Below are 25,069 nucleotides of genomic sequence, written 5' to 3' on the forward strand. Positions count from 1 at the left end.
CTAATGGCGCACCAGATCCTTCAGGGCGGCATCCTCGGTCAGCCATTGACGCAGCGCATCGCGCAAGGCCACCGCCGTCTGGAACCGCCAGTTCCGATCGGTCAGGTTCTTCATGTCACGGGCCGAGGACATGAATCCCACCTCGATCAGCACCGAGGGAATATCGGCCGATTTCAGCACCGAAAACGAGGCATGGCGAATGGGCCGCGAATTCACCGGCGTGCCCGCCTGTTTCAGCCCCCGCACCAGGGTCCGGGCCATCCGCTCGGCCCGCGGCTGCGTTTCCTGACGCGCCAGATCCATCAAGATACCGGCCACCACATCGTCCTGACCGCTCAGATCGACGCCGGACAGGATGTCGTCGCGGTTGTGGCGCTCGGCCAGTTGGCGGGTTGCCTCGTCACTGGCGCTGTCGCGCAGCAGATAAACCGTCGCACCATGCGCCTGCCCGTTGCCCTCAGCCAAAGCATCCGCGTGTAGCGACAGAAACATATGAGCGCCCGCCTCATGGGCAATGGCAATGCGCCGCTCAAGCGAAACAAAACTGTCATCCTCGCGCGTCAGCACCACCTTGAACCGCCCCGAACGCACCAGCACTTCCTTCAGCTGCCTGGCAAAGGCCAGCACCAGATCCTTTTCCCGAAAACCATCGCGCTCGGCCCCCGGATCAATCCCGCCATGGCCGGGGTCCAGAACCACCACATAGGGCCCCTCGCCCTGCGCCTGCTTTTTCGCCACTCGCGCCGGAGGGGGCAGATCCCAGCGCGGATCATACGGCGCCCCGGCCCCCGCAGCAAACGCCTCCTCCGAAACCTTGGCCAGCAGAACCCGCAACCGCGCCCTGCCGCTTTCTGCGTCAATCTTCATCTCCACGGTTTGCGGCGCCAACGGCTCGGCCAGATCCACCACCATCCGCGACCATCCGGGCCGAAACGCCCCGAACCGCACCCCCGAGGCCCGATCCGCATTCAGCAGCACATCCTTGCTCACCCCGGTCCAGTCGATCTCGCGAAAATCCAGAACCAGCCGACGCGGATCATCCAGCGTATATACACGATACGGCACCCCCTGAGACAAGGCCAGCTCCAGCGACAGCCCCCCGCCCCAGGCATCCTTGATCTGCGAATGGCCCACCTCGACTCGCGCCAGCGCGCTCAGCTCCTGGCCCTGCCCTGCCGCTGGCCACAACGCCAGCATCAGCGCCACTATTCGAAAAAATCCACTCATCCGCCCTGTTCCGGCTGCCTCACGCTCACCCTACACCAAGCCCGACTGACCTGCACAGCCCCCCGCTTCTTTCTGATCCAAATACTCAACATCCCGCCATCGCCTCAGGCACCGCGCTGCGCCATGAAACGCCGCAACCGCCGCAGCCCCTCCTCAATATCCGCCGTCGCGCGCGCATAGGAAAACCGCAACGTCCCCGCCCCGCGGGTCTTGTCGAAATCCAGCCCCGGCGTCACGGCCACCCCCGCCTGTTCCAAGATCTCAGCGGCAAAGACCCGGCTGTCCTGGGTCAAATGGCTGACATCCGCATAGATGAAAAACGCCCCATCGGGCGGCGCGATCCGGTCGAATCCGGCCTTGGGCAGCCCCGCCATCATCAGATCGCGGTTGCGGGCATAAATCGCCAGATTCGCCTGCAATTCCTCCTCGCAATCCATCGCGTGCAGGGCCACGACCTGACTGGCATGAGGCGGGCAGATGAACATGTTCTGCGCGATCCGCTCGATCCGGCGCACGTGATCGGCGGGCACCACCATCCAGCCCACGCGCCAGCCGGTCATGCTGAAATATTTTGAAAACGAGTTGATCACATAGCACTCATCCGTCACTTGCAGCGCGGTCACGGCCTTTTTGTCATATTCGATCCCGTGGTAGATCTCATCGCTGATGAAGGTCGTCCCTGCGGCGCGGCACGCCTCCACCAAGGCCTCCATCGCGGGCAGGTCCAGCATCGTGCCCGACGGGTTCGCAGGCGAGGCCACCATCAACCCGTCCAGCCCCAGCCCTTCGAAATCGGCGGGCACGGGTTGCAGGCGGTTTTCCGGGCGCGCTTGCAGGCCCACGGGCTCCAGATCCAGCGCGGACAGGATCTGCCGATACGACGGATAGCCAGGCTCGCCGATCCCCACCCGAGCGCCAGTATCGAACAGCGCGGTAAAGGCCAGGATGAACGCCGCCGAAGACCCCGAGGTCACCACCACCCGGTTCCAGTCCAGATCCACCCCGTACCAATCGGCATACATCTGCGCGATTCGTTTGCGCAGCGCGGGCAGGCCCAAAGCCACCGTATAGCCCAGGGCATCGGCCTCCATCGCGCGGGTCAGCGCCGCGCGGGCGGCGGCGGGGGCTGGCGTGCTGGGCTGGCCCACCTCCATGTGGATGATGTTGCGGCCGGCCTCTTCTGCGGCGCGCGCGGCCTCCATCACGTCCATCACAATAAAGGGATCGACCTCTCCGCGTCTTGAGTTTTGCATGTGTAGTTTCCTATGGTGCCGCAAGAGAGCCCAATTCATCGCGAAACGGACAGATCGTCAATGCGTTACCTCGGCCAAACGGTTGCAATCCTGCTGCTCTGTCTGAGCATGGCTGCGCCCGCCCGCGCGGTTACCCTGCTGCGCGACGCCGATATCGAACACGCGCTGAAACAACTGGCCCGCCCCATTCTGACAGCGGCGGGGCTGCCGGTGTCCTCGATCCGGGTGCTGGTGGTAAAAGAGAGCGATTACAATGCGTTCGTGGTAGACAGCCGGCATATTTTCATCACCTCTGGGCTGCTGATGAAACTGACCAGCGCGGCGCAGCTACAATCGGTGCTGGCGCATGAGGCGGCGCATATTTCGAACGGCCACCTGTCACGGCGCGTGCAGAATGCACGTGCGGCCAGCTCGATTGCGGGGCTGGGGCTGGCCCTGGCGGCGGCGGCGGCAGCGGCGGGCAGCGATCAGGCCGCCGTGGGGCTGGGGCTGGGCGTGTCCAGTTCCGCCCAACGGGTGTTTTTCGCCCATACCCGCGCCGAGGAAAGCGCCGCCGACGCCTCGGGGTTGCGGTATATGATCCGGGCCGGGGTCAATCCGATGGCTTTCCTTGAAGTGCTGGAGATTTTCCGCGGGCAGGAATATCTGGCCGAGCATCGCCAGGATCCTTACGCGCGCACCCATCCGCTCAGCCGGGACCGGCTGCGCGCCATTCAGGCACGGGCCGCCTCGGTCACGCCGCCGCGCCCGGACACGCAGGATGGCTACTGGTTCGCCCGCGCCAAGGGAAAGCTGGCCGCATGGGAGCGCGCGCCCAAATGGACGCTGCGCCGGGCACCGCAATCGCTGACCCCGGATATTCGGCTGCTGCGCGAGGCCTCGGCCTATCATCGCATCCCCGATGCCAAACGCGCCATTGCCGCCGCCGACCGGCTGATCGCGCTGCGCCCCAAGGATGCCTTTGCCCATGATCTGCGCGGGCAAATCCTGCTGGAAAACCGCCGGGTTCAGGCCGCCGTTGGGGCCTATCGTACCGCCTCGGCGCTGGCACCCAAGGATGCGCTGATCATGGCCGGCTATGGCCGCGCGCTGCTGGCGGCCAAGGACTATGGCTCTGCCCGCAAAGTGCTGGAGAAAGCCCGCCGCCTGGACGGGCGCGACGCGCGGATGCTGCGCGATCTGGCGCAGACTTATGCCGCGCTGAAACAGCCTGGGCTGGCCTCGGTCGTGACGGCCGAACGCTATGCGCTGATCGGGCGCCCAAAGGATGCCCTGCTACATGCGAAACGCGCCGGGGGGCTGTTGCCCCGCGGCTCTGCCTCTTGGCTTAGGGCGCAGGATGTGATCTCTGTGTCAGAAGCCGCCGTTAACAAAAGGAATTGATATGAAACGACTTCTTGCCTCTGCGGCGCTGTGTATTGCCGGGCTGGCCGCCCCGGCGCAGGCCTTTGACATCACCGCCATGTCCGACGATGAACGCACCGCTTTTCGTGCCGAAATCCGCGCCTATCTGCTGGACAACCCCGAGATCATCATCGAGGCCTACCAAGTCTACGAAGAGCGCGCCACCCAGGCCAAGGCCGAGGCCGAAAAACAGACCCTGGCCGCCTATTCCGCACAGATGTTCGAAGACCCCAATTCCTGGGTTGGCGGCAATCCCGAAGGCGACATCGTGCTGGTCGAATTCATGGATTACCGCTGCGGATACTGCCGCAAAGCCCATGAAGAGGTCATGCAACTGCTGGAACTGGACGGCAACATCCGCTTTATCGTCAAGGAGTTCCCCATTCTGGGCGAACAGTCCGTTCTGGCCTCGCGCTTTGCCATCGCCACCCGGATGGTGGCCGGGGATGACGCCTATGAAAAGGTCCATAATGAGCTGATGGTCTTCAAGGGCAACATCGCCGAAAAATCGCTGAAACGTCTGGCGGACAAGCTGGACCTGGACGCCGGAGCGATCATGGCGCAGATGAACGCCGCCGAAGTGGATAAGATCATCGGTGAAAACCACCGCCTGGCCAGCGCCTTTCAGATCAGCGGCACCCCCACCTTTGTTCTGGAGGACGAATTCCTGCGCGGATACGTGCCCCTGGCCGATATGATGGAACTGGTGGCAATCGCCCGTGAAGGCTAAGCTGTTGATCTGGCTCGGCTTGCTGGCCGGGCCGCTTCAGGCAGCCGAGACCGATTTTCAGCACCTGACTCAGGCCGAGCGATCGGTGCTGGGCCAGGAGCTGCGCCAGACTCTGCTGCATAATCCCGATATTGTCGCCCGTGCGCTGCGGCCTGCCCCCACGTTTCAGGACAATGTGCAGGCCGACCACGACAGGCTGACGCAGCTGGGCCCCAGCCTGTGGGCCAACCCGGTCGCCGGCCCCGCTGGCGCGCCCAAAGTTGCGATCCTGCTGGGCCCCGGATGTGCCGCCTGTGAGCAAATGACGCGTATCCTGACCGAATGGGCCAAGGACGGAGAATTGCAGCTGCACACCCTGCCATTGGAATCGGATGCGGCGCGTGCTCTGGGCCTGGATACCGCGCCCAGCTATGTGTTCGAAACCATGATCGTGCGCGGAGACGTGCCAGAGATCGCCCTGCGAAAATATCTCAGGCGCTAGACGTCCTCGTCCATGACCTCGACCGCGCCGTCCTCGATCTGGGCGGCGCGTTTTTCCACCTCTTCGACGATGTGATCGACCATCTGGTCGTTAGACATCTTATGGCTGGCCTTGCCCGCCAGATAGACCATCCCCGACCCGGCCCCACCGCCGGTGAAACCGACATCGGTCATCAGCGCCTCGCCCGGCCCGTTCACCACGCAGCCGATGATGCTGAGGCTCATGGGGGTCTTGATGTGTTCCAGCCGTTTTTCCAGCGTTTCCACCGTCTTGATCACGTCAAAGCCCTGCCGCGCGCAGGACGGGCAAGAAATGATATTGACGCCCCGGTGCCGCAGCCCCAGGGATTTCAGGATCTCATAGCCAACCTTGACCTCTTCCACCGGATCGGCAGACAGGCTGACGCGGATCGTATCGCCAATGCCCATCCACAGCAGGTTCCCCAGCCCGATCGAGGATTTGATCGTGCCAGACATCAGCCCCCCGGCCTCGGTAATGCCCAGATGGATGGGGGCGTCCGTCAGGTCGGCCAGTTGCTGATAGGCGGCGGTGGCCATGAACACATCGCTGGCCTTCACGCTGATCTTGAATTCGTGAAAATCGTGATCTTGCAGGATCTTGATATGATCCATGCCGCTTTCGACCATGGCATCTGGCGTTGGCTCGCCGTATTTGTCCAGCAGGTGTTTTTCCAGCGATCCCGCATTCACCCCGATCCGGATCGAGCAATCATGATCGCGCGCCGCCTGGATAACTTCCTTCACCCGATCCTCGGAGCCGATATTGCCCGGATTGATCCGCAGACAGGCGGCCCCGGCCTCGGCCGCCTCGATCCCGCGTTTGTAATGGAAATGGATGTCGGCCACGATGGGCACCGGGCTTTCGCGGACGATTTCCTTTAGCGCACGCGCGCTGTCCTGATCGGGCACCGAGACCCGGACAATATCCGCCCCCGCCTCGGCCGCGCGGATCACCTGATCCAGCGTGCCCTTTACATCGGTGGTCAGCGTGTTCGTCATCGTCTGCACCGAGATCGGCGCATCCCCCCCCACAGGCACAGAGCCAACATGGATTTTCCGGCTTTGGCGACGATAGATATTGCGCCACGGGCGAACATGGTTCAGCGACATGGGAGTCCCGTCCTCGGGTCTGTTGGCGTTGTGTTGGCTAGATAGCGCCCGAAGGCCCCCGCATCAATGGCTAGTCCACCTGCGTCAGGTTCTGCGCGACGGTACGCGCCAGTTCCTGATGCTGCTCCAGATCCGCGACGGTGTAGCTGGCGGTCAGGTTATCCACGCTCAGCGCCAGTTTGCTGGTGACAGTGCCGCGATTGCCGGCGGGGCCGTAGTGCTGGCCGTTCACCGCGAAATAGATCGCGCTGGATTCGCCCACGCGCAGGGTGGCGGGCTCTTCGGTCTGGGGGACGGTCCAGCGGTCGCCGGCCTCCATGATGCCTTCGAAGATCACCGTTCCATCGGCCGAGCGCACCCGCACCCAGGCCGGGCGCACAGCCACCATTTCAACCCCCGGCGCGGGTGTTTCCACCACTTGCGGGACGGAAACGGGCTCGCGCGGGCTGACCTGGGCCAGTTGCACGGGGTCTTGTTTGTGGAAACTGCCGACAGTATCGGGATTCAGCGTGGAAATCGGCGCATCGCGGGCCACCATCACCGGCACATCCAGCGCCTGCGGACGATAGAGCCGGTCCAGCGCTTCGGCCTGCGGGGTCACCAGACCGCCGCTGTTGTCCGCCATCTGCGGCGCGCCGCCCGGACGGTCCTGAAGCGGGTCCAGATCGGCCAGCACATCGGGGGTATTTTCCACCGGGGCCAAACGCACGCGCTGTACCTCGTTCAGCACGGTATAGCCGCCAAACCCGATCGAGCCGATCAGCAGCATCAGCACCATGGCCGAGCCAATCGCCCCCGGTTCGATCCGAGACAGCAGGCCCTCACCCTCGGGAGCGAAGGGGGTGTTATTGCTCATGAACGGATCGCGCACCGCCCCGCTGGTTTGCGCAGGCGTTTCAGGTTTGCGAATCGAGGACGCCTCGGCCGACATGCCATGCGCGGTGGAAAACCCGCTTTCGGTACAGAAATCGGCAAAGGCCTGATCGGGATCCATGTTCAGATAGCGCGCATAGGACCGCACATAGCCCGCGATGAATCCAGGCGTATCAAAGGCGCTGGGATCCGCGTTTTCGATGGCAGCAATATAAGAGGCTTTGATCCGCAGCTCGCGCTGTACGTCCAAAAGGGATTTGCCCATCGTGGCACGCTCGCCGCGCATCACGTCGCCCAGACGCATCTCAAATGCGTCAAAGCCCTTTGGCTCATCCTGTGGCTCTTCGTCGATCCGCCGAGTCCTGCGCCTGATCATCCCATCCTGCCCCTAAGCATGTCGCTTACCGAACCCCCACGATTCGAGACGCGACCTTTGTTTCGTGCAACCTATCACAACTCAAGGAGAAAAGCAGCCCGGCGGGGGTCAGGCGGACAATTCGGCACGATTTAGCTCACATCGGGACCACAGCGCATCCAAAGCCCGCACCAGATGATCCATTTCCTCGGCCCCATGCACCGGCGACGGGGTAAAGCGCAAACGCTCGGTTCCGCGCGGCACTGTGGGGAAATTGATCGGCTGGACATAGATGCCGAACTGCTCCAGCAGCATATCGGACAGCTGTTTGGTATGCACCGGATCGCCCACGATAACGGGCACGATATGGCTGCCGTGATCAATGATCGGCAGCCCCAGCCCCTTGAGCCGCAATTTCAGCTTGGCCGCCTGTTCCTGATGGGCCTGGCGGCGCGCCTGATCGGTTTTCATGTGGCGCACGCTGGCCGCGGCCCCGGCGGCCACGGCCGGCGGCAAGGAGGTGGTAAAGATGAACCCCGGCGCATAAGAACGGATCGCATCGCACATTTTCGCGCTGGTGGCGATATAGCCGCCCATCACGCCATAGGCCTTGGCCAGGGTGCCGTTGATAATGTCCAGCCGGTGCATCAGCCGATCACGCTCGGCCACGCCCGCGCCGCGCGGGCCATACATGCCCACCGCGTGGACCTCATCAATATAGGTCAGCGCGCCGAATTCATCGGCCAGATCGCAGATCGCCGCGATCGGGCCGAAATCCCCATCCATCGAGTAGATCGATTCAAAGGCAATCAGCTTGGGCGCGGCGGGGTCATCTGCGGCCAGAAGATCACGCAGATGGGCCACGTCATTATGCCGGAAAATCCGTTTGGCCCCGCCATTGCGCCGCACGCCCTCGATCATCGAGGCATGGTTCAATTCATCCGAATAGATGATCAGCCCCGGAAACAGTTTCGGCAGGGTGCTTAGCGTTGCGTCATTGGCGATATAGGCGCTGGTGAACAGCAGCGCGGCCTCTTTGCCGTGCAGATCGGCCAGTTCGGCCTCCAGCTGTTTGTGATAGACCGTGGTGCCGCTGATGTTGCGCGTCCCGCCCGAGCCCGCGCCAGTGGCGTCCAGCGCCGCGTGCATGGCCGACAGAACCGCCGGATGCTGGCCCATGCCCAGATAGTCATTGCCGCACCACACCGTCACATCACGGGCCGAGCCATCCTCGCGCCGCCAGATCGCGTGCGGGAAATTGCCTTGCTGGCGCTCAATATCAATAAAGGTCCGATAGCGGCCTTCCTGGTGCAGCGTGTCAAGCGCCTGGGTGAGCTGGGCTGAATAATCCACGGGCCGAATCCTTTTCCGTCTGTTCGCTGGGGGACGTCTAAGGGGGCTGCGGTCAGCTTTCCTTGATTTCCCTCAATACCGGCGCTGGACAGCGGCGCGCGCGGTGCTAGGGTCGGCTGCACCGACTCAAAGGAGCCTGACATGAGCCTGGATCCCGTCCTGTCCCGCATCGACGCAGACCTGCCCCAAGCACTGGAGCGCCTGCTGGAATTGCTGCGCATTCCCTCGGTTTCGACCGATCCGGCCTATGCGGACGATTGTCAGAACGCCGCCGACTGGCTGGTCTCTGATCTGCAAAGCATTGGGGTCGCAGCAGAAAAACGCCAGACGCCCGGCCATCCGATGGTGGTGGGCCATGTCGAGGGCGACGGCCCGCATATCCTGTTTTACGGCCATTATGACGTGCAGCCCGTAGACCCGCTGGAGCTGTGGAACCGGGATCCCTTTGATCCGGCCATCGAAGAGGAAAACGGCAAACAGGTGATCCGCGGGCGCGGATCCTCGGATGACAAGGGCCAGCTGATGACCTTTGTCGAGGCCTGCCGCGCCTGGAAAGAGGTGCATGGCTCCCTGCCCTGCCGCATCACCTTCTTCTTTGAGGGCGAAGAGGAGTCGGGCTCGCCCTCGCTGGTGCCGTTCATGCAGGACAACGCGGACGAGCTGAAATCGGACATCGCGCTGATCTGTGACACCGGCCTGTTCGGCGAAAGCACCCCTGCCATCGTCACCATGCTGCGCGGGCTGCTGGGCGAGGATTTCACCATCACCGGGCCGGATCGTGATCTGCATTCGGGGATGTATGGCGGGATCGCGATGAACCCCATCCGCGTGCTGACCCGTATCCTGGCCGATCTGCATGACGAGACCGGCGCGATCACCCTGCCCGGTTTCTATGACGACGTGCCCGAGCTGCCCGACGCGGTGCGCGCGCAGTGGCAATCGCTGAATTTCGATCACGATGCCTTTCTGGGCGAGGTCGGGCTGAAAGCCCCGGCTGGCGAAATCGACCGCACTCCGCTGGAGATGATCTGGTCGCGTCCGACCTGTGATGTGAACGGGATCTGGGGCGGCTATACCGGCGCAGGGTTCAAAACGGTGTTGCCCAGCCAGGCCAGCGCCAAGGTGTCTTTCCGCCTGGTGGGGCAGCAAGACCCCGACAAGATCCGATCTGCGTTCCGCGAATATGTGGAAAGCCGCCTGCCCGAGGGGTTCTCGATCGAGTATCGGACCAACAAGGGGGCGCCGGCCTCGCAGATGTCGATCGACAATCCGATGTTCGACAAGGCGCGCGCGGCGCTGTCGGATGAATGGCCCAATGCGGCGGCCTATGTGGGCTGTGGGGGCTCGATCCCGATTGCGGGCTATTTCAAGGACATTCTGGGCACAGATGCCATGCTGATCGGATTCGGTAAGGACGATGACCAGATTCACAGCCCCAATGAAAAATACGATCTGTCCAGTTTCCACCACGGGATTCGCAGCTGGGCGCGGGTTTTGGAGGCTTTGACCCGATAAGCTGCGTGCCGCGCGGGAAAGCGCAGCGCAGTTGAGTATTTTAAGAGCAAAGAAGCGGGGCGGGCCCGGTTTTTAAATGACGCCGGTGAATCTGTCGGGCAGGCGGAATTGCAGGTCATAGTCGGGCCGGTCGAATTGGAAGAAGCCGGTCTCGCCGCGCGGTTTGAAGCTGCGGTGCATTTTTTTGCGGTAGGGGCGCATGTCAAAGCCGTCTTGAAGCGGGAGGGCTGCGAGATCATCGAAGAGAGCCTGATCCTGGCCGCGGGCCTGGGCGAACCAGTGGCGACCGATGGAGACGTCCTTGGGATCGCCCAGGGTTTGGGTGATCGTGTTGCGCCGGTCCATGGCGGATGTATATTCGCCAAAATCGCAGAATTTGAGGTGCAGCAGGTAGAGGCAATCTGGTGTAAAGAGCTGTTCGAATTGGGTAAAGTGGCCTCCGCGCGCGATTTTCGTGCCGGTTGAGAGGATACAGGGTTTCGAATAATGCGGGGCCAGGCGGACGTGGCGGCGCGGGCCTAGGATGTGGTCTTGGATCGGGTCCGGCTCGATGTCGGTGCGGTGGATCACTTCGAGCCCCAGCGGGGTGTAGACCCGATTTTTGCGGACCTGTTGCAGGAATTCAAGCAAGGTGCGGCCATCAGCGGGATCAATCACCACCAGCTCGTCCACGTCGCCGACGATCACATGGGTGTAATAGCTGCGCAGCCCCATCACCAGGTTGTTCAGCAGGCGCCAGCGTTTCATGTCGAAATTCTTATGCGGATCGCCGGGGATGCCGATGATATTGCAGCCGGCCGCCAGTCTGGCGACGTCCTCACCGCGGCCGTGATTGATGATATAGAGGTTCTCGCGTCCGAACAGCGCCCCGTAGTGCCGCAGCCAGAAATCCAGGAAAAACAGATCGTCCCGCACCATGGTGACGACCGCAACGGTAGATTGCATTTTACGCGCTTTGCCTCTGCTCAACTGCCTTTTGGCAAGACTAACCATTTTATGTGTATAAGAGAATCGATTTCTTAGTCCGGTCGGAGCGCGCCTGTGTCATTGCCCCCTGATTTCGCCGAAACCGGCCTGTTGATCCGTCCGGGTGCGCGGCCTCCGGCCCGGTTTCAGGTGATCGGAGAGCGCAGCAGCGGCACCAATTACGTCAAACGTCTGCTGGGCCGGAACACGCCACTGGAGCCGACGGAATTGCTGGGCTGGAAGCACGGTGGATTCCAGGCAATGGCGGTGCCGCGCGATCTGGTGGTGATCCTGTCGGTGCGCAATGCGCGCGATTGGGCGCGCTCGATGTTTGCTAAGCCATGGCACACGGGGACCGCCCTGCAAAGCCTGCCCTTTCATGCGTTTTTGCGCGCGCCCTGGGAAACCGTGATTGATCATCCCAAGTATTTTGCCAATGCCGGCCCGGCCATGCTGGGCCAGCCCTTGCAGCAGGATCGCGATCCGGTGACGGGCCGCCCCTATCCGAATCTTTTCGCCTTGCGCAGCGGGAAATTGCGGACGCATCTTAGCCTTCTGGGGCGCGATTGCGCCTTTGTTCTGTGCCGCCACGAAGAGCTGATCGCGAATCCCCAGGCGTTTTTGGCGCAGTTTCGCGCCGGGCTGGGGCTGCCCGTGTCAGAGGCCCCGCTGCGCCCTGTCGTCAAACGTCTGGGATCACGGTTTAATCCGGCGGTCGAACGCCCTGCCCCGCCTCGGGACTGGGCCGAGACCGATCTGGCATTCATGCGCGCGGCGTTGGATATGGGGCTCGAATCCCAGCTGGGGTATCGCTACTGACGGGTTTGCAGGCTGCGCACCGCCTTTAGCAAGGCCACGCCCCAGGGCAGCCCGTGAAACAGCAGATCGAACCAGTCCAGCGGGGCCACCAGCGTGCCCGCGGCCAGCATTTTCAGCTTTTCCCAGATATGCGGTTCGGGCACGAAGGGCGCCAGGCCCAGCGTCGCACAGATCAGCAGGACGGTCGTCCAGGATATCTGATCGATCCATTTCATGCGCCTACCCTTCGGAAGAAAATGGCGCGGTTGACGGGGCTCGAACCCGCGACCCCCGGCGTGACAGGCCGGTACTCTAACCAACTGAGCTACAACCGCGCTTTGCACGTCTGGTCCACTGGATCGGATAGCGATGGCGCGGTTGACGGGGCTCGAACCCGCGACCCCCGGCGTGACAGGCCGGTACTCTAACCAACTGAGCTACAACCGCTCGCTATCCGCTCGGGCGTCCCAAGCGTGAGAGGCTGTTTATGCGCAAGCCTGTCGGGCGTCAAGCGCCTGGAGCCGGAAAAAGCACAAATATTTCACCCTCTTTTTTGCCCCCCTGATCGTCCCGTTATTTGCCCCCCTGATCGCCCCCTCGACCGGCCCGTGTCGAAACCGGCCCAAGACGCGATTGGCGGGCGATCCCTTTGGGCGGGCCGATCGGCCCGGCCGCATCGCACAAAAATCAGGCAGAGACAAAATTCCCCCAGAAGAAACGCTAAAAATGCGGGCACATGCCTGTAAGAACAGCATTCCGGACGCTAGGATGTTAGCGTGAACACCGGGCCAAGCGCCCGTTAACTGATTGTTCTGCAAGGAAAATGGTGGGTGATGAGAGACTCGAACTCCCGACATCTTCGGTGTAAACGAAGCGCTCTACCAACTGAGCTAATCACCCGTGGCGCCGGTGTTACCCAATGCGAACGGCAGGTGCAAGGGCTGTGATGGGAAAAACTGCTGCAATTGTTTTCACCGATCTGGACGGCACATTGCTGGATCATCACAGCTATGCGTTCACAGCTGCGATTCCGGCGCTGGAGCTGCTGAAAGCCCATGCGGTTCCGGTGATCCTGGCCAGCTCGAAAACCGCAGCCGAGATCGCCAGCCTGCGCGATAAAATGGGCCTGTCCGCCTATCCCGCGATTGTTGAAAACGGCGCTGGCGTGCTGCCTGCGCAGGCGCACCCACAGACGATCTTAAGCCAGGATTACCCGAAAATCCGCGCCGCACTGGCCGCGATGCCCGCCCCCCTGCGTCGGCATTTCACCGGATTCGGCGACATGAGCATCCCCGAAACCGCCACGGAAACCGGCCTGCCCCCCGCAGATGCCGCCCTGGCCAAGGAGCGCGCTTTCTCCGAGCCGGGCACCTGGCATGGGGATGACGCCGCGCTGTCCGAATTTCTGGCCTATCTGGCCGGTCAGGGCATCTCGGCCCGTCAGGGCGGGCGCTATCTGACGCTGTCCTTTGGCAAAACCAAGGCCGACCAGATGGCCCAGATCCGCGCGCAATACGGCGCGCCGCCCGTCATCGCCCTGGGCGATGCGCCCAACGATCTGGAAATGCTGATGGCCGCGGACTATCCGATTTTGATCCGCAATCCCAAGGCACGCCCCCTGCCCGGTCTGACAGATGACCAGCGGGCCCGCCTTCTCTATAGTACACGACCAGGGCCGCAGGGCTGGAACGAGATGGTCCCTCCGATCATCCGCTCCCTGACGTCCCCCAACACAGGAGCCTGACACGCGTGGCTGACTTTCACCAGAACGGCAATATCACGACCTTGCACAATTTGCGCACCAACAGCGCCAATGACCTGAGCCGCGATTTGCAGACCTACTCGGAGACGCGGAAAATCTCGCTGATCCTGCCATCGCTGTTTTCCGAACTCGAAGGCGACGCGCTGCCCAATATCCTGGATGAGCTGGCTCAGGTGCCCTATCTGCACCGCATTATCATCGGGCTGGACCGCGCCGATGCAGAGCAGTTCCGCTATGCCAAGGAATTTTTCGCGCGCCTGCCGCAGCAGCATATCGTGATCTGGAACGATAGCCCCCGGATGCAGGCCATTGACGCACGTCTGGCCGATCTGGGCCTGGGCCCCTGCGAGCCGGGCAAGGGCAAAAACGTCTGGTCCTGCCTGGGCTATCTGATGGCCTGTCAGGACAGCGCCGTGGTGGCCATCCACGATTGCGATATTGTGACCTATGAAAAGGACATGCTGTCCCGGCTGGTCTATCCGGTGGCCAATCCGAATTTCCCCTATCAGGTGTCCAAGGGGTTCTATCCGCGCATTGGCGATGGCAAGATCAACGGGCGCGTCAGCCGGATGCTGGTCTCGCCCGCGCTGATCGCGCTGAAACGCACCATCGGGGATCGCGATTATCTGGATTTCCTGCGCTCGTTCCGCTACCCGCTGTCGGGGGAATTTGCCATGCGGACCTCGATCCTGCCGGATCTGCGGATGCCGTCCGATTGGGGGCTGGAGATTGGCCTGCTCTCCGAGGCCTGGCGCAATCTGGCGCGAAAATCCGTCTGTCAGGTGGAAATCTCGGACGCCTATGACCACAAACATCAGGAACTGTCGCCGCAGGACAAAACCCAGGGCCTAAGCCGCATGTCCATCGACATCTGCAAATCCATCTTCCGCAAACTGGCGACCGATGGCACGGTTTTCACCGAGGAAACCTTCCGCACGCTCAAGGCCACCTACTATCGCGCCGCGCTGGACCTGCTGGAGGATTACTATCACGATGCGCGCATGAACGGGCTGTCCGTCGATCGCCACCAGGAAGAGCGCAGCGTTGAAATGTTTGCCGAAAACATCACCGAGGCCGGGCGGATCTATCTGGAAAACCCGGCCGAGACGCCCTTTATTCCCACCTGGGCGCGCGTCCATGCCGCCGACCCCGATCTGATGCGGGACCGTAAAGAGGCCGCCGAACTGGATTACGCCGAGATCGGCTGATCGGGCCGGATTTATCAGGCCAGAATCAGGCCAGATTGGTGATCCAGCGACATTGGTAGGGGGCGAAGGTAATTTCGGCCCCGCCGGGGTCCACCTTCTGCCCGCTCAGCAGATCCACCCAGTTATCGCCGTCGATCAGGTTGATGCTCTGCGGAGAGATCGTCAGGGAATCGGCGCTGACATTATGCAGGGCGAAAATGGACTGGTCGCGCTCCAGGCTCTGCCGCCAAAGCCCGAAAATCCGCGGATCCACATGCAGCGTGAACTGCGTCGCATTGGGGTGGAACGCGGGCTGTTTGCGCCGCACCGTCATCCGCCGCAGCAATTCCGTCATCACCCGAGACTGCACCGTTTCAGGATTCGCCAGACGCTCGTTCAGCGCGCCATAATCCCAGCGATGCCGATTGATCGCCCGATTATGTCCTGACTTTTCAACGCCTTCGTGATCATTGGGCGTCCCCAGCAGCGCATGGATATAGATCGCGGGAATGCCCTCTAGCGCCATGATCAGGGTCTGAGACGCCATGAACCGATCAAATTGCCACTGATCGACGCCATCAAACGTGCCTTTCATCGCCTCATACCAGGTGATGTTCAGCTCATAGGGGGCCTCTCCGCCGCCGGGTAATGCGCGCATACTGACTTCGCCGCCGAAATCGCGGACCTTACCGATGACCTGATCCACCTCGTCCTTGCTAAGCAGGCCCTCAGCCGGGCGCATCCCGATTCCGTCATGGCTGGCGGTGAAATTCAGATAAGCGCAACCCATCTGCGCCGGCGGCATCGAGCCCTGCCAGCGGTTCAGATACTCGGCCGTTCCCGCCATCATCGCGTGCAGCACCAAAGGCGGCAACGAGAAGTTATACACCGCGTGCGCCTCGTTCCGGTTGCCGAAATAGGACAGGTTTTCCGCCTTGGGCACGTTGGTTTCGGTCAGCAGAATCACCGGCTCGATGGCGTAATCGGCCAGCAGGCGCATCAGGCGCACAATCGCGTGGGTCTGCGGCATGTGAATGCTGGTGGTGCCGATTTCCTTCCACAGGAAGGCCACCGCATCCAGCCGGACGATCCGCACGCCCATATCGATATGCAGCCGCATCACGCGCAGGAACTCCAGCAGAACCTCGGGGTTGCGAAAGTCCAGATCCACCTGATCATGGCTGAACGTACACCACACATGACGAGGGCCGTTCACCGTTTCGACCTCGCGCAGCAGGGGGTGCGTGCGCGGGCGAACGACGCTGCTCAGATCATCTGTGGGGGCTGCCTCGAAGAAGAATTTATCATAGGGTTCATGCCCTTGCAGGTAAGAGTTAAACCACATGGACTGGCTGGAGACATGATTCAGCACCAGATCCGACATCAGTTTGAACTCAGACCCAATACGGCTGATATCAGCCCAATCGCCCAGCACCGGATTGACCGCGCGATAATCCGTCACCGCAAACCCATCATCCGAGGTATAGGGAAAAAACGGCAGGATATGCACCCCATCGATCACGCCTTTCAGGTGGCGCTCCAGAAAATCGTGCAGCAGGTCCAGCGGTTTATGCTGCCCATCCACGATCGAGTTACCATAGGTGATCAGCAGCGAATCCCGCTCGGACCATTGATTATTGCCAGGCACCCGCCCGCGTTTGCGATGATGCGCCTCTCCGGGCCAGAAGGCATCAATCACCTGGCTGGACAGGATCGCGCTGTCCAGTTCGGGATAAAGCTGTTCAAGCAGAGCGGCAAGTTTCAGGCTGAATGAATGGTTTTGCGAGGTCATTTCAATGTCTTGGGCCGTTTTCCTAAGTAGTGCCCGCCCACCCGCAAACGGGCAAGCCCTGGCCCGAAGATAGCTGAAAACAGCCCGAATTTCCGGCACAGTCGCTTAGAAACTATGCAAACGCCGCCGAAATAAGAAAACGCGCCGCATTATTGGGCGCGTTTTCCGGGAATAATGGTGGGTGATAAGAGATTTGAACTCCTGACATCTTCGATGTGAACGAAGCGGCGGTCGCTCAAGCTATTGTTTTTTGGTCAACAGAGCTGTTTTTAAACGGAGTTTTTCGCAGCCAATGCAGGCAAAGGCAGGTTCACGCAGGTTCAGTGAACTGCCATGCACTTCGTAGATGTTTTGTAAGGACACCCTCACCATTCCTAAACACTTCCCCACCAAACTGCCCGCATGATTAGTGCGATGCTTATAGTGACCACCATAGCCGTCACGGACGGCGACACCCTGCGCAGCGGGGATCTGCGAATCCGGCTATGGGGCATCGACGCCCCCGAGCTGAAGGACGACGGCGGCCCAGAGGCCAAGCAGGCCCTGGCCGATCTGACCGATGGTCAGCCCCTCGTTTGTGATGTGGTGGACGTTGGAAAATACGGGCGCATGATCGCGAAATGCCGCCTGCCCGGCGGGGCCGATCTGGCGTGTGAGATGGTCAGGACTGGTCACGCTGTTGATTGGCCGAAATATAGCGGCGGGGCCTATGCCGGGTGCAAAAAAGACGGCGCTAGGCACTGATTTTATTGCCAAAATCCCTCTTTTCCCTTGCTCATAGTACCCCTATTGTGGTACTAATTGGGCATAGAAAGAAAGGAGGTGAGACGAATGAAAACAAACTGGGGAATTGTTCTCCAACTAGTGACGATACTGATCCTCACAATCAATATTATCCATCACTGGTAGGAGAACGGGGTAGGCTAGCGGGCCTGCCCCACCCTTACCCCAGAACACAACTCCAGTCAACGAAAGGAAGAACCATGACAAAGATGTCTATTGCCCTGTCCATCGTGATCCTGCTGCTGATTGCGTTCAGCATCTACATCGGCGCGCTATGACCGGCGACCAGATGAAACAGATCCGAGGCCAGCTGAACCTGACACAGGCCCAGCTGGCCGACTTGGTGGGTGGCCGCAAGCAACTCATCTCGGACTATGAAAACGAGCGACGCACGATCCCGGCCAAGTTGGCACTGGTGATGGAATGTTTCCGCGAGATTGACCATCTAGGCGGGAACATCAAGGCCGTAACCAACCGGGCTCGCAGGTAACATCACCCCGCTTAGGCGCGGGGCTTTTTCTTGGAGCGCCCAACTGATCGACAGCGATACTTTTTCATTTTGCGCAAATAAATACGCAAAATAGCTTGACCCCAAAGGTAGATTTGTGTATATATTTACGCATGGAAACAAACAGCCGAAAGATTATCGCTAGGTTGCTTTCCGAAGGCTTCGAAAAGGTCTCTCAAAAAGGATCACACGTGAAGCTTAGAAAAGGAAACCGAACGGTCATCGTTCCTCACCCCAAGCGGGATTTGCCGAAAGGCACAGCTCGCAACATAGCAAAGGCTGCGGGCTGGATCGAATGATCCGGCCCCGGCCACCCAGCCAGAGGACGGCTAAACTAAAAAAGGAGAGCGATGAAAATGTTCTATTGGGCCATCGTGCATCATGACGAAGGTTCCGCTTTTGGCGTCAGCTTCCCGGATTTGCCGGACTGTTTCGCTGCTGCGGACGATGAACGCGACATCATGAAAAACGCCATTGCGGCATTGGACGATTACTTCTCGGACGGGCATGAAGCGCCTACCGCGATGTCTCTGAATGAGGTGAAACGTGAGGTCAAAGAAGATCTGGCCGAGGGAGCATACCTCATCCAGGTTCCGGTGATCCCCCTCACATCCAAGTCGGTGCGCGTAAATCTGAGCATGGACAGCGGTCTTTTGGCGGCCATTGACGATGCTGCGTCGAGGCTCGGGCTGAACAGGTCCGCTTTCATTGCGCAGGCCGCCCGCCGCGAAATAGAAGCGGCTTAGGCGCGCAAATTAGGTAAGGGAGCGGGCAACCGCTCCCTTTTTCACCGAATGTCTCAGATGATGAAACAGAACTATTGAGGTCGCAGACTTCCTCATTCTCACCTCAAACACCGAATCGCGCGCCCCAACCCCAAAAGAATTTTTTTTTCACTTGTCGAGACAGTCTTTTCGGTTCACCCATGATCTGGTTTTCATGTATGTGGGCTGCGTTATGTCGAACATTCCACCACAAGACTTTGCGTTCTACGCAGATGAATCTGGCATTAGCCAAGACCGGTTTACCGTTGTTGGTGGTATTTGCATGCGCAAGAGCACCGCGGCTGATGTGTATGACTCCATAGCACGATACCGTGATGAACACGGCATGAATGCAGAACTAAAATGGAGCCGCATTTCAAATCAAAAGATTGAGCAATATCTGTCACTTGTTGACCTGTTTTTCGCCCTGAACAACACCAACAAGGTACAGTTTCATTCTGTTATCTTTGACAGCCACAAGGCCAACCACAAGCGATACAACAACGGCGATCCGGATATTGGCCTTTCGAAACTCTACTACGACCTCATCCTTCACAAGTTCGTAAAGCGGTGCGGCCACTATGGCTCTCTTTTCGTCTGCCTAGACAAACGAAATAGCAGCACTTCGCTGCACGATTTATTGAAAATGCTCAATGCATCAGCCAAGCGCGACTTTGATATGGCTCGCGCACCAGTGAGGCAGCTAGTCGCGAGAGATTCCAAGACAGACTGCCTGCTTCAAATGAATGACGTCGTCCTTGGCGCAGTGTGTGCGATCCGAAATGGCAGACACTTGCTTTCACATACCCGCAGCGCAAAACGGGAAGTAGCTGAGTATGTTCTGAAGAAGAGCGGCTTGGAGAGTTTCGAAGCTGATTCACCGAAAAAAGTAAACCGCTTCACAGTCTGGAATAAGGTGCCTAAACCGAGATAATTTGGGGCCCCAAGAACCTACAGGCTTACGCACATACGCTATTGCGTTCTCCTAACATCATCAGGATTTTCAGCCCTTGATGACCCCTGTGATTCTTATACACAACTGTGGACATTGACACAAGTCACTTGAATGTGTAGCTTTTTGCGCCGCCGAATCGCACCCGGAAGAGTGGGAGTGCAAACGTCAAGCCAAAACCTTTGATGGAAAGTGCGTCAACTTCGCATATTCCTGATGCAACCGGGTCGCCTGAGGACAGGCTTGGTTCAGATGGCTTTCAAGACCTTCGACCTGCACGGCTCCGCCTCAGCGCGGGGCTTTTTCTTGCCCCCTCACCGCCGCAACACCCGCGCCAGACCTGCCAAGCCAAAGAGCGACAGGATGATCTGCCCTTGCCAATCATCCATCGGCGCGGGCAGCGCGTGGACGGTCCAGCCGGGAAACCACCCCGGCACAGCCGACACCAGCGCCACGCAACTCATGTGCAGCACCAGCGGCAGACCGGCAAGGAACACCAGCAGATCGAACAGACGCCCCCTGCTCTGCAGGCTGCGGATTCTTTCGATCTCGATTTCTGCGGCGATACGGTCCTGCTCTGTCTCAGCGCTCTGGCGCGCGGCAAAGGCAGCCGCCAGCCGATCGGCAAGACCTGACCCGGCCAAGCGCGCCAGCCAACGGATCACGTCCGCCACCCGCGCCGTTTGGCCAGATAATATGCGCCCTCGACCATTGCCCCGATCAGCGCGCCAGTGACCATCACAATGTCAGGATCGGCGGCAAGCCGGTCACCGATGGCCACAGAGCCAAAAACCACGCCCCCAGCGATGTAGCGCAGAACGATCCGCGCGATTGGAGCCCAATTCATTTTTCACCTCCGAAAATAGCTTTGATCATCCGGGCGATCAGACCAGGCCAGGTTGGTGCAGATGCTTTGCGCCCCATCCGATCCAGCAATTCAGAGCCGCCGATATGGCTGTGGATGCCCACCAGACGGCCCAGGGCGTCCACCTTCCAGATTGCGATGTCGGACCCGTTGGCGTCATAGTCGCCAGTCTGGAACAACCGCATCTCAGCTGTGCGGCGCTTGCGGATCTCGGGCGGGCGCACCCAGCCCATGAAATGCCGCGCCGCCTGCGGATCGCGCGCATTGATTGCGTCAGTCAACTTGGCGCGGTGGATTCCGCCGGTGTTGAAATCGAACGAGACCAGTGCGTCAAATTCGTGCTGCTTCAATGGCACCCGGATCGCTTCGTTCACGCGCGCCTCGTACTTGGCCACATCAGCGCGAAACAGTTCCAGCGCCTCATCTATCGCGGCGCTGAGGTTTCTCGGCATACCCCTCACCATCGTTTCCGGGCGCGGCGTTCCCGCAGCCGATGTGTGCCCCACCCCAAAGGTCCAGGTTCCTACGCTGTCGCGATACGGCGCCGGCACTATTCCCTCATGTTCAGCAAGCTCCAAAAGCCCGCGATCTGACAATTTCATTGAACAGTCCCTCCGATACGAGAGAGCAGCTGGCGCAAAAGTTGATTATTCTCGCGCTGCTGCTGCTTGATGTCGTTCATGGCGCTGGCGATGGCCGTCATCTCGGCCCCGCGCCTCTGGCTGTCGGCCTCGACCACGCGCAAGCGCGCCTCGATGTCAGACAGGCGCGCGGTGTTTTGCTCACCCTCAGCCTGCACAAAGGCAAAGCCCACGGCGATCGACACCGCGAGCATTCCCATTTGGATCAGGTTGCCCAAGCTGATCCGGGCCGAGATTTCTGGTTTGGTCACTGCTGCACCCCAATAAAAAACCGGCGCGCTGGCCGGTCGCTACGCTCTAATTTTCAGGTTGATCAGCTGTAGTCGTGCATCGCACTGACCTTCGTCCAGCTTTCATCTGCCAGCGCGATAGGGGCGCGCCCTGACACCGCAAGGTTTTCGATGTAGCCGCGATACAGGCGATAGTTCGACGCGTCCTGATGCTCAGCGAAGCTGCTGCCGTCCAGCAGGTTGTTGAACGCCTCGACCACGCCCCACTGCGGGCGCAACCCGGTCAGATCGCCCGTGTTCAGCGCCCCGGCAGCGCCAGTCACGGTGACTTCGCCCAAGGCCGATTTCAGGCGGAAATAACTTTGCGAGGCGGTACGCGCATACATGACCTGCGTCACCTGACCATAGAAGTTGGTGAGGTCCGCGATTTCCAGTTTTTCGATTGTTCCGGCCCCGTTGGTCTGACGGCGCGCCGAAATCAACGGATCGTCTTCCTGACAAATCGTCAGCAGATCCGGCCCCGCCGGATAGCCATTGGCATCCGAGGTGGTGAAAATCGGCGCGATTGTCGAACCGCTGTTCCAATCCGCTTGGGACGGCATCTTGAACCAACTGATGACGCAAAATTCCTGCGCGGCTTGCAGCGGCGCAAGGACGCCCGCCGGGCCGCGCACCACATTTGCATCGCGCGTCACCGCGCTAAAATCCAGCCCGCCCCCGGCATTGGTCAGAGTTTGGCCAGCGCGGATTTGAACTTCGCCCGCCGCCGCGAGGATTTCGGCGTCAGTCGCATCCCAGGCGCTGGCGATGCTGCGCACGGTCTTGGCGTTGGCAGGGGCCGTTTCGGCGTCATACGACCAGTCGAAAGACAGATCAAAGCCGAACAGCGCGCCGTTCCCAGCCCCCTTGAGAACAGGGTCGCGGGTCAGCTTTTGCAAATTTGCGGCGGAACTTACGCCAGGTACGGTGATCAGAGCGATGTTGCCCATTTTTTAGGTCTCCTAGTTAGGACAGAATTGTGGGGTGAAAGTCGTGGAACTCTACGGCCAGCGAACTCAACTGCACCCCGCCCGCGTCGTAGTTCGGGTGCGTCAGGTCTGTGTGGAACAGGGCGAACGGCTGGTCGTGCCCATAGGCCATCCGATCCGGCCCAAACGCGGGCTGGGCATCCAAGAATGCGACGGCCATCTCATAGGCCAAGTCGCGCGCCTGGTCGGCGTACTCAGGCATATCATGGGCATTGTTGGCGCGCTGGTTGTCGGGCGGCATGAACAGGCAAATGTCAGCCTCAACCGAGGCCGCGCGCATCCGCGTGACCATGGCCGCCATCTGCCCGCGCCAGGTCGCTGGCGTCACCTGCCCCGGCGTGGTTTGGCTGTTCGTGCCTTCCATGTAGGTCCAGGCGGTGGCCTCAAGCAATTCCCACGAGGCGCGCTGTTGCGCCTCATCTTGCTCCACCCACTGACTGACGCGGCTGCCAGAGCGGGCGATTTTGTGGACCCGGTAGCCGGGGGCGTCCGACAGCGCATTGTCCCCGCACAACTTGACGGTGCCGGTAACGATTTCGATTTCTACCGAATGGGCACCGGCGGTCAGCGGAATGTCGGCCCACTGAATGGTTTCGAACGTGCCCTGAACATTTAGCGCCGTCCAGTTTCCACCATCTACGCGCCAGCGCACCACACCATCCGCAGTAGCTATCCAGACCAGCCGCAGCGCTGTGTGATCTGGTGCTGCGGGCACCTCGCGCGTGATCTTGTCACCTGGCGTCGAACTGGTGATGTACAGCATGTCTGGTGACGGGCTGAGCGTGACGCGATCCCACGAGCCATCATAGGTGATCGGGTAAAGATCAGGACGGGCGTTGCCATTGACCAGAACGGGCTGCGCACCACCCGTGGTGTAGGGGCCAGCATAAGCCCCCTGATACCCGTAGCCCGTCCAACCACCGCCGCCGTCGCCATAGCGCGCAACCATGTCCCTTGCGAAGCGGCCAGACCACCGCTCCCAATTGTGCGTGAAGCTGTCACCGCAAAGGACGTGATTGATCTGCAATGAAGTACCGGCCCGCAATTGTGCCTGACGCAAGCGCATCTGCCGCATGGCATCCCGATTGACGCGGGGTACGCGCAATCCACCCTCAGGGCTGAGCGACGAAGCCAAGCGCGCGGACAGGCTTTCTTCATCCCCGCGCGCGGTTTGAACCTCAGCCTCCAGCGCCGCGATTGCATCCTCCATCGCTGACGTGTCGGACTCTTCCATTTCGGCCAGAACATTGCCCGCCTCATCGACCACGACCGCGCCCGACGCGCCGTTACGCACGAAAGTGCGAATTTCGATACCGTCACTGGTCGCCAGGGTGTCAGGCAGCGCGCGGCTGTCGAACACGACCTCGCCCGCTGGCCCAACAACGACCAGACCGGGTACATCGTTCTGCGCAAACGTGGCCACCTCCAGACCATCGCCGCGCTTGAGCTGCGCCAAGATCATGTGCCAAATAGCGTCCTTATCGACGCGGGCCAGAATTTTGCCAGCGGCATCCTGGATTTCCAGTAGCGCATCGGACTGAAAAGCCGCTGGTGCATCCATCAACGCCATCCGGGCTGCAACCTCCGCCGCAAGCGCCGCCGCCGGCGCCTTGCTATCCAGGTCATCTTGCAGGCCGGTGACGCCGCTGATCGGGTGCTGGTCAGCCGCAGCCTTGTGGCCGTCCAGATCGGCCTGTTGCAGCGCTGTGTCAGCCTTCGCGCCCTGCGCCGCCGTGGCCTTGCCATCCAGCGCGGCTTGTAGGGCAATGTCCTCGGTCACGTCATCCCAGACGACAGCCGCAACTCCAAGCTTTCCGTCGCTGCCATAGGTGCGGATCTCGGGCAGGCCATAGCGCGCCGTGGCAGGCGGCACATAGTCCGCGCCAGATACGTCAGCACTGATCAGGACGCTGTAGACCTGAACGCCCGACGCGATCAGCAGATCGTCATAGAGGTGCAGCACCACGTTGCTGACCGCCGCCTTACTCTTGCTCAGGTTCTGCCACCGGATTTCCACGGCGTCGTTGTTGGGGTCCGTGCCGTCCACGAGTCGGTTCAAAACGATCCGCAGCCGGTAGATACGCCCCGCCTCGATTGCATAGGCCCGGCGCGGCGCAATGGAAGCACTGGCAGGCAGCGACCAGACCGCGCCAAGGTCGTCGTCAACGACAACCACACCGTCCGAGATCACCGCGCGCTGCGCCGGATCGCCGGTCAGATCGGCGGAAAACGAAGTTGGGTCTTCGCCAGGTCGCACCACATCGACCGCGAGAATACCCTGAACATCCGAATCCAGTGCCGCGCCAATCTGCGCCGCTGTGACGCCATGAGGATTGTCGGCGTCAGACTTGTGGGCCTCGATATTGTCGTAGTTTTCAGCCAGGGCTTCGTTGACCTTGTTGATATCGAATTCATCATTCGTCACAGGCACTTGAGGTGCGGGCATATGATTGCTCCTATAAAAAAGCCCCG

Annotated in this window: 26 protein-coding genes and 3 tRNA genes; 12 read left to right on the forward strand and 17 right to left on the reverse strand. The window is 60.7% G+C overall.

Annotated elements, in window-relative coordinates:
* Positions 1-1,227 (reverse strand): N-acetylmuramoyl-L-alanine amidase, encoded by a 1,227-nt coding sequence (locus tag ACP15O_RS13110; RefSeq protein WP_425096551.1) that lies wholly within the window; start codon positions 1,225-1,227, stop codon positions 1-3.
* 104 nt (positions 1,228-1,331) lie between these two features.
* Entirely contained in the window at positions 1,332-2,480 is a 1,149-nt protein-coding gene (locus ACP15O_RS13115; protein ID WP_425096552.1) for a pyridoxal phosphate-dependent aminotransferase, read from the reverse strand.
* 60 nt (positions 2,481-2,540) lie between these two features.
* Here ACP15O_RS13115 and ACP15O_RS13120 point away from each other — a divergent pair, with 60 nt between their 5' ends.
* Genes ACP15O_RS13120 through ACP15O_RS13130 form a run of 3 tightly spaced genes read left to right on the forward strand, consistent with a single transcriptional unit; the run spans position 2,541 to position 5,095 of the window.
* On the forward strand, positions 2,541-3,863 hold the full coding sequence (locus tag ACP15O_RS13120; RefSeq protein WP_425096553.1) for a M48 family metalloprotease: 1,323 nt from the start codon (positions 2,541-2,543) through the stop codon (positions 3,861-3,863).
* Between the two features lies 1 nt (position 3,864).
* The gene (locus ACP15O_RS13125; RefSeq protein ID WP_425096554.1) at positions 3,865-4,614 is read left to right on the forward strand and encodes a DsbA family protein; all 750 of its coding nucleotides are present in this window, start codon (positions 3,865-3,867) and stop codon (positions 4,612-4,614) included.
* Between the two features lie 4 nt (positions 4,615-4,618).
* Positions 4,619-5,095, forward strand: coding sequence for a hypothetical protein (locus ACP15O_RS13130; RefSeq protein WP_425096555.1), 477 nt, complete (start codon positions 4,619-4,621; stop codon positions 5,093-5,095).
* Here ACP15O_RS13130 and ispG read toward each other — a convergent pair.
* The 3 genes from ispG to hemA form a co-directional block, all read right to left on the reverse strand.
* Entirely contained in the window at positions 5,092-6,225 is a 1,134-nt protein-coding gene (gene ispG / locus ACP15O_RS13135; protein WP_425096556.1) for a flavodoxin-dependent (E)-4-hydroxy-3-methylbut-2-enyl-diphosphate synthase, read from the reverse strand. The two genes, ACP15O_RS13130 and ispG, sit on opposite strands and share 4 nt — an antisense overlap.
* 70 nt (positions 6,226-6,295) lie before the next feature.
* Entirely contained in the window at positions 6,296-7,474 is a 1,179-nt protein-coding gene (locus ACP15O_RS13140) for a helix-turn-helix domain-containing protein (RefSeq protein WP_425096557.1), read from the reverse strand.
* A 108-nt stretch (positions 7,475-7,582) separates the two neighbouring features.
* Positions 7,583-8,806, reverse strand: a complete 1,224-nt coding sequence (gene hemA / locus ACP15O_RS13145; protein WP_425096558.1) for a 5-aminolevulinate synthase — start codon at positions 8,804-8,806, stop codon at positions 7,583-7,585.
* Positions 8,807-8,947: 141 nt separating this feature from the next.
* Between hemA and ACP15O_RS13150 the strand changes: the two genes are divergently transcribed.
* Entirely contained in the window at positions 8,948-10,321 is a 1,374-nt protein-coding gene (locus ACP15O_RS13150; RefSeq protein ID WP_425096559.1) for a M20/M25/M40 family metallo-hydrolase, read from the forward strand.
* Positions 10,322-10,393: 72 nt separating this feature from the next.
* Here the strand turns inward: ACP15O_RS13150 and ACP15O_RS13155 are convergent, their stop codons facing one another.
* Complete coding sequence (locus ACP15O_RS13155; protein ID WP_425096560.1) at positions 10,394-11,266, reverse strand: glycosyltransferase family 2 protein; 873 nt, start codon at positions 11,264-11,266, stop codon at positions 10,394-10,396.
* Positions 11,267-11,362: 96 nt separating this feature from the next.
* Here ACP15O_RS13155 and ACP15O_RS13160 point away from each other — a divergent pair, with 96 nt between their 5' ends.
* Positions 11,363-12,106: a hypothetical protein gene (locus ACP15O_RS13160; RefSeq protein ID WP_425096561.1), complete on the forward strand. Its 744-nt coding sequence runs from the start codon at positions 11,363-11,365 to the stop codon at positions 12,104-12,106.
* On the opposite strand, the gene ACP15O_RS13165 is transcribed toward ACP15O_RS13160, so the two are convergent.
* The 4 genes from ACP15O_RS13165 to ACP15O_RS13180 form a co-directional block, all read right to left on the reverse strand.
* The gene (locus tag ACP15O_RS13165) at positions 12,100-12,321 is read right to left on the reverse strand and encodes an RND transporter (RefSeq protein ID WP_425096562.1); all 222 of its coding nucleotides are present in this window, start codon (positions 12,319-12,321) and stop codon (positions 12,100-12,102) included. The two genes, ACP15O_RS13160 and ACP15O_RS13165, sit on opposite strands and share 7 nt — an antisense overlap.
* Positions 12,322-12,343: 22 nt before the next feature.
* A tRNA-Asp gene (locus tag ACP15O_RS13170) sits at positions 12,344-12,420 on the reverse strand.
* A 35-nt stretch (positions 12,421-12,455) separates the two neighbouring features.
* A tRNA-Asp gene (locus tag ACP15O_RS13175) sits at positions 12,456-12,532 on the reverse strand.
* Positions 12,533-12,909: 377 nt separating this feature from the next.
* A tRNA-Val gene (locus tag ACP15O_RS13180) sits at positions 12,910-12,985 on the reverse strand.
* Between the two features lie 46 nt (positions 12,986-13,031).
* On the opposite strand from ACP15O_RS13180, the gene ACP15O_RS13185 reads away from it, so the two are divergent.
* Together ACP15O_RS13185 and ACP15O_RS13190 are read left to right on the forward strand one after the other, a co-directional pair.
* Positions 13,032-13,829, forward strand: a complete 798-nt coding sequence (locus ACP15O_RS13185) for an HAD-IIB family hydrolase (RefSeq protein WP_425096563.1) — start codon at positions 13,032-13,034, stop codon at positions 13,827-13,829.
* A 5-nt stretch (positions 13,830-13,834) separates the two neighbouring features.
* Complete coding sequence (locus tag ACP15O_RS13190) at positions 13,835-15,055, forward strand: glycosyltransferase family protein (protein WP_425096564.1); 1,221 nt, start codon at positions 13,835-13,837, stop codon at positions 15,053-15,055.
* Positions 15,056-15,080: 25 nt separating this feature from the next.
* On the opposite strand, the gene ACP15O_RS13195 is transcribed toward ACP15O_RS13190, so the two are convergent.
* Positions 15,081-16,826, reverse strand: a complete 1,746-nt coding sequence (locus tag ACP15O_RS13195; RefSeq protein ID WP_425096565.1) for a sugar phosphorylase — start codon at positions 16,824-16,826, stop codon at positions 15,081-15,083.
* Positions 16,827-17,240: 414 nt separating this feature from the next.
* Here ACP15O_RS13195 and ACP15O_RS13200 point away from each other — a divergent pair, with 414 nt between their 5' ends.
* From ACP15O_RS13200 to ACP15O_RS13220, 5 genes are all read left to right on the forward strand, one after another.
* The gene (locus tag ACP15O_RS13200) at positions 17,241-17,570 is read left to right on the forward strand and encodes a thermonuclease family protein (RefSeq protein ID WP_425096566.1); all 330 of its coding nucleotides are present in this window, start codon (positions 17,241-17,243) and stop codon (positions 17,568-17,570) included.
* Positions 17,571-17,898: 328 nt separating this feature from the next.
* Positions 17,899-18,099 carry a helix-turn-helix transcriptional regulator gene (locus ACP15O_RS13205; RefSeq protein WP_425096567.1) on the forward strand — a complete coding sequence of 67 codons (201 nt, stop codon included), beginning with the start codon at positions 17,899-17,901 and terminating at the stop codon, positions 18,097-18,099.
* Between the two features lie 131 nt (positions 18,100-18,230).
* Positions 18,231-18,416: a type II toxin-antitoxin system HicA family toxin gene (locus ACP15O_RS13210; protein ID WP_425096631.1), complete on the forward strand. Its 186-nt coding sequence runs from the start codon at positions 18,231-18,233 to the stop codon at positions 18,414-18,416.
* A gap of 51 nt (positions 18,417-18,467) precedes the next feature.
* Entirely contained in the window at positions 18,468-18,863 is a 396-nt protein-coding gene (locus ACP15O_RS13215; protein WP_425096568.1) for a type II toxin-antitoxin system HicB family antitoxin, read from the forward strand.
* A 211-nt stretch (positions 18,864-19,074) separates the two neighbouring features.
* Entirely contained in the window at positions 19,075-19,815 is a 741-nt protein-coding gene (locus ACP15O_RS13220) for a DUF3800 domain-containing protein (protein ID WP_425096570.1), read from the forward strand.
* A gap of 332 nt (positions 19,816-20,147) precedes the next feature.
* Here the strand turns inward: ACP15O_RS13220 and ACP15O_RS13225 are convergent, their stop codons facing one another.
* The 6 genes from ACP15O_RS13225 to ACP15O_RS13250 form a co-directional block, all read right to left on the reverse strand.
* Positions 20,148-20,498 (reverse strand): hypothetical protein, encoded by a 351-nt coding sequence (locus ACP15O_RS13225; protein WP_425096571.1) that lies wholly within the window; start codon positions 20,496-20,498, stop codon positions 20,148-20,150.
* Complete coding sequence (locus ACP15O_RS13230; RefSeq protein ID WP_425096572.1) at positions 20,495-20,680, reverse strand: hypothetical protein; 186 nt, start codon at positions 20,678-20,680, stop codon at positions 20,495-20,497. The genes ACP15O_RS13225 and ACP15O_RS13230 overlap by 4 nt, the downstream gene beginning before the upstream one ends.
* Positions 20,677-21,300 carry a lysozyme gene (locus tag ACP15O_RS13235; protein ID WP_425096573.1) on the reverse strand — a complete coding sequence of 208 codons (624 nt, stop codon included), beginning with the start codon at positions 21,298-21,300 and terminating at the stop codon, positions 20,677-20,679. The genes ACP15O_RS13230 and ACP15O_RS13235 overlap by 4 nt, the downstream gene beginning before the upstream one ends.
* Complete coding sequence (locus ACP15O_RS13240; protein WP_425096575.1) at positions 21,297-21,590, reverse strand: hypothetical protein; 294 nt, start codon at positions 21,588-21,590, stop codon at positions 21,297-21,299. Before ACP15O_RS13240 ends, ACP15O_RS13235 begins: the two co-directional genes overlap by 4 nt.
* A 62-nt stretch (positions 21,591-21,652) precedes the next feature.
* The gene (locus tag ACP15O_RS13245) at positions 21,653-22,558 is read right to left on the reverse strand and encodes a hypothetical protein (RefSeq protein WP_425096576.1); all 906 of its coding nucleotides are present in this window, start codon (positions 22,556-22,558) and stop codon (positions 21,653-21,655) included.
* Positions 22,559-22,574: 16 nt separating this feature from the next.
* Positions 22,575-25,043 carry a hypothetical protein gene (locus tag ACP15O_RS13250; RefSeq protein WP_425096577.1) on the reverse strand — a complete coding sequence of 823 codons (2,469 nt, stop codon included), beginning with the start codon at positions 25,041-25,043 and terminating at the stop codon, positions 22,575-22,577.
* Positions 25,044-25,069: the final 26 nt, after the last annotated feature.

Source organism: Youngimonas ophiurae (nom. illeg.), assembly GCF_049803795.1.
In the GTDB taxonomy this organism is placed as follows: domain Bacteria; phylum Pseudomonadota; class Alphaproteobacteria; order Rhodobacterales; family Rhodobacteraceae; genus Thalassobius.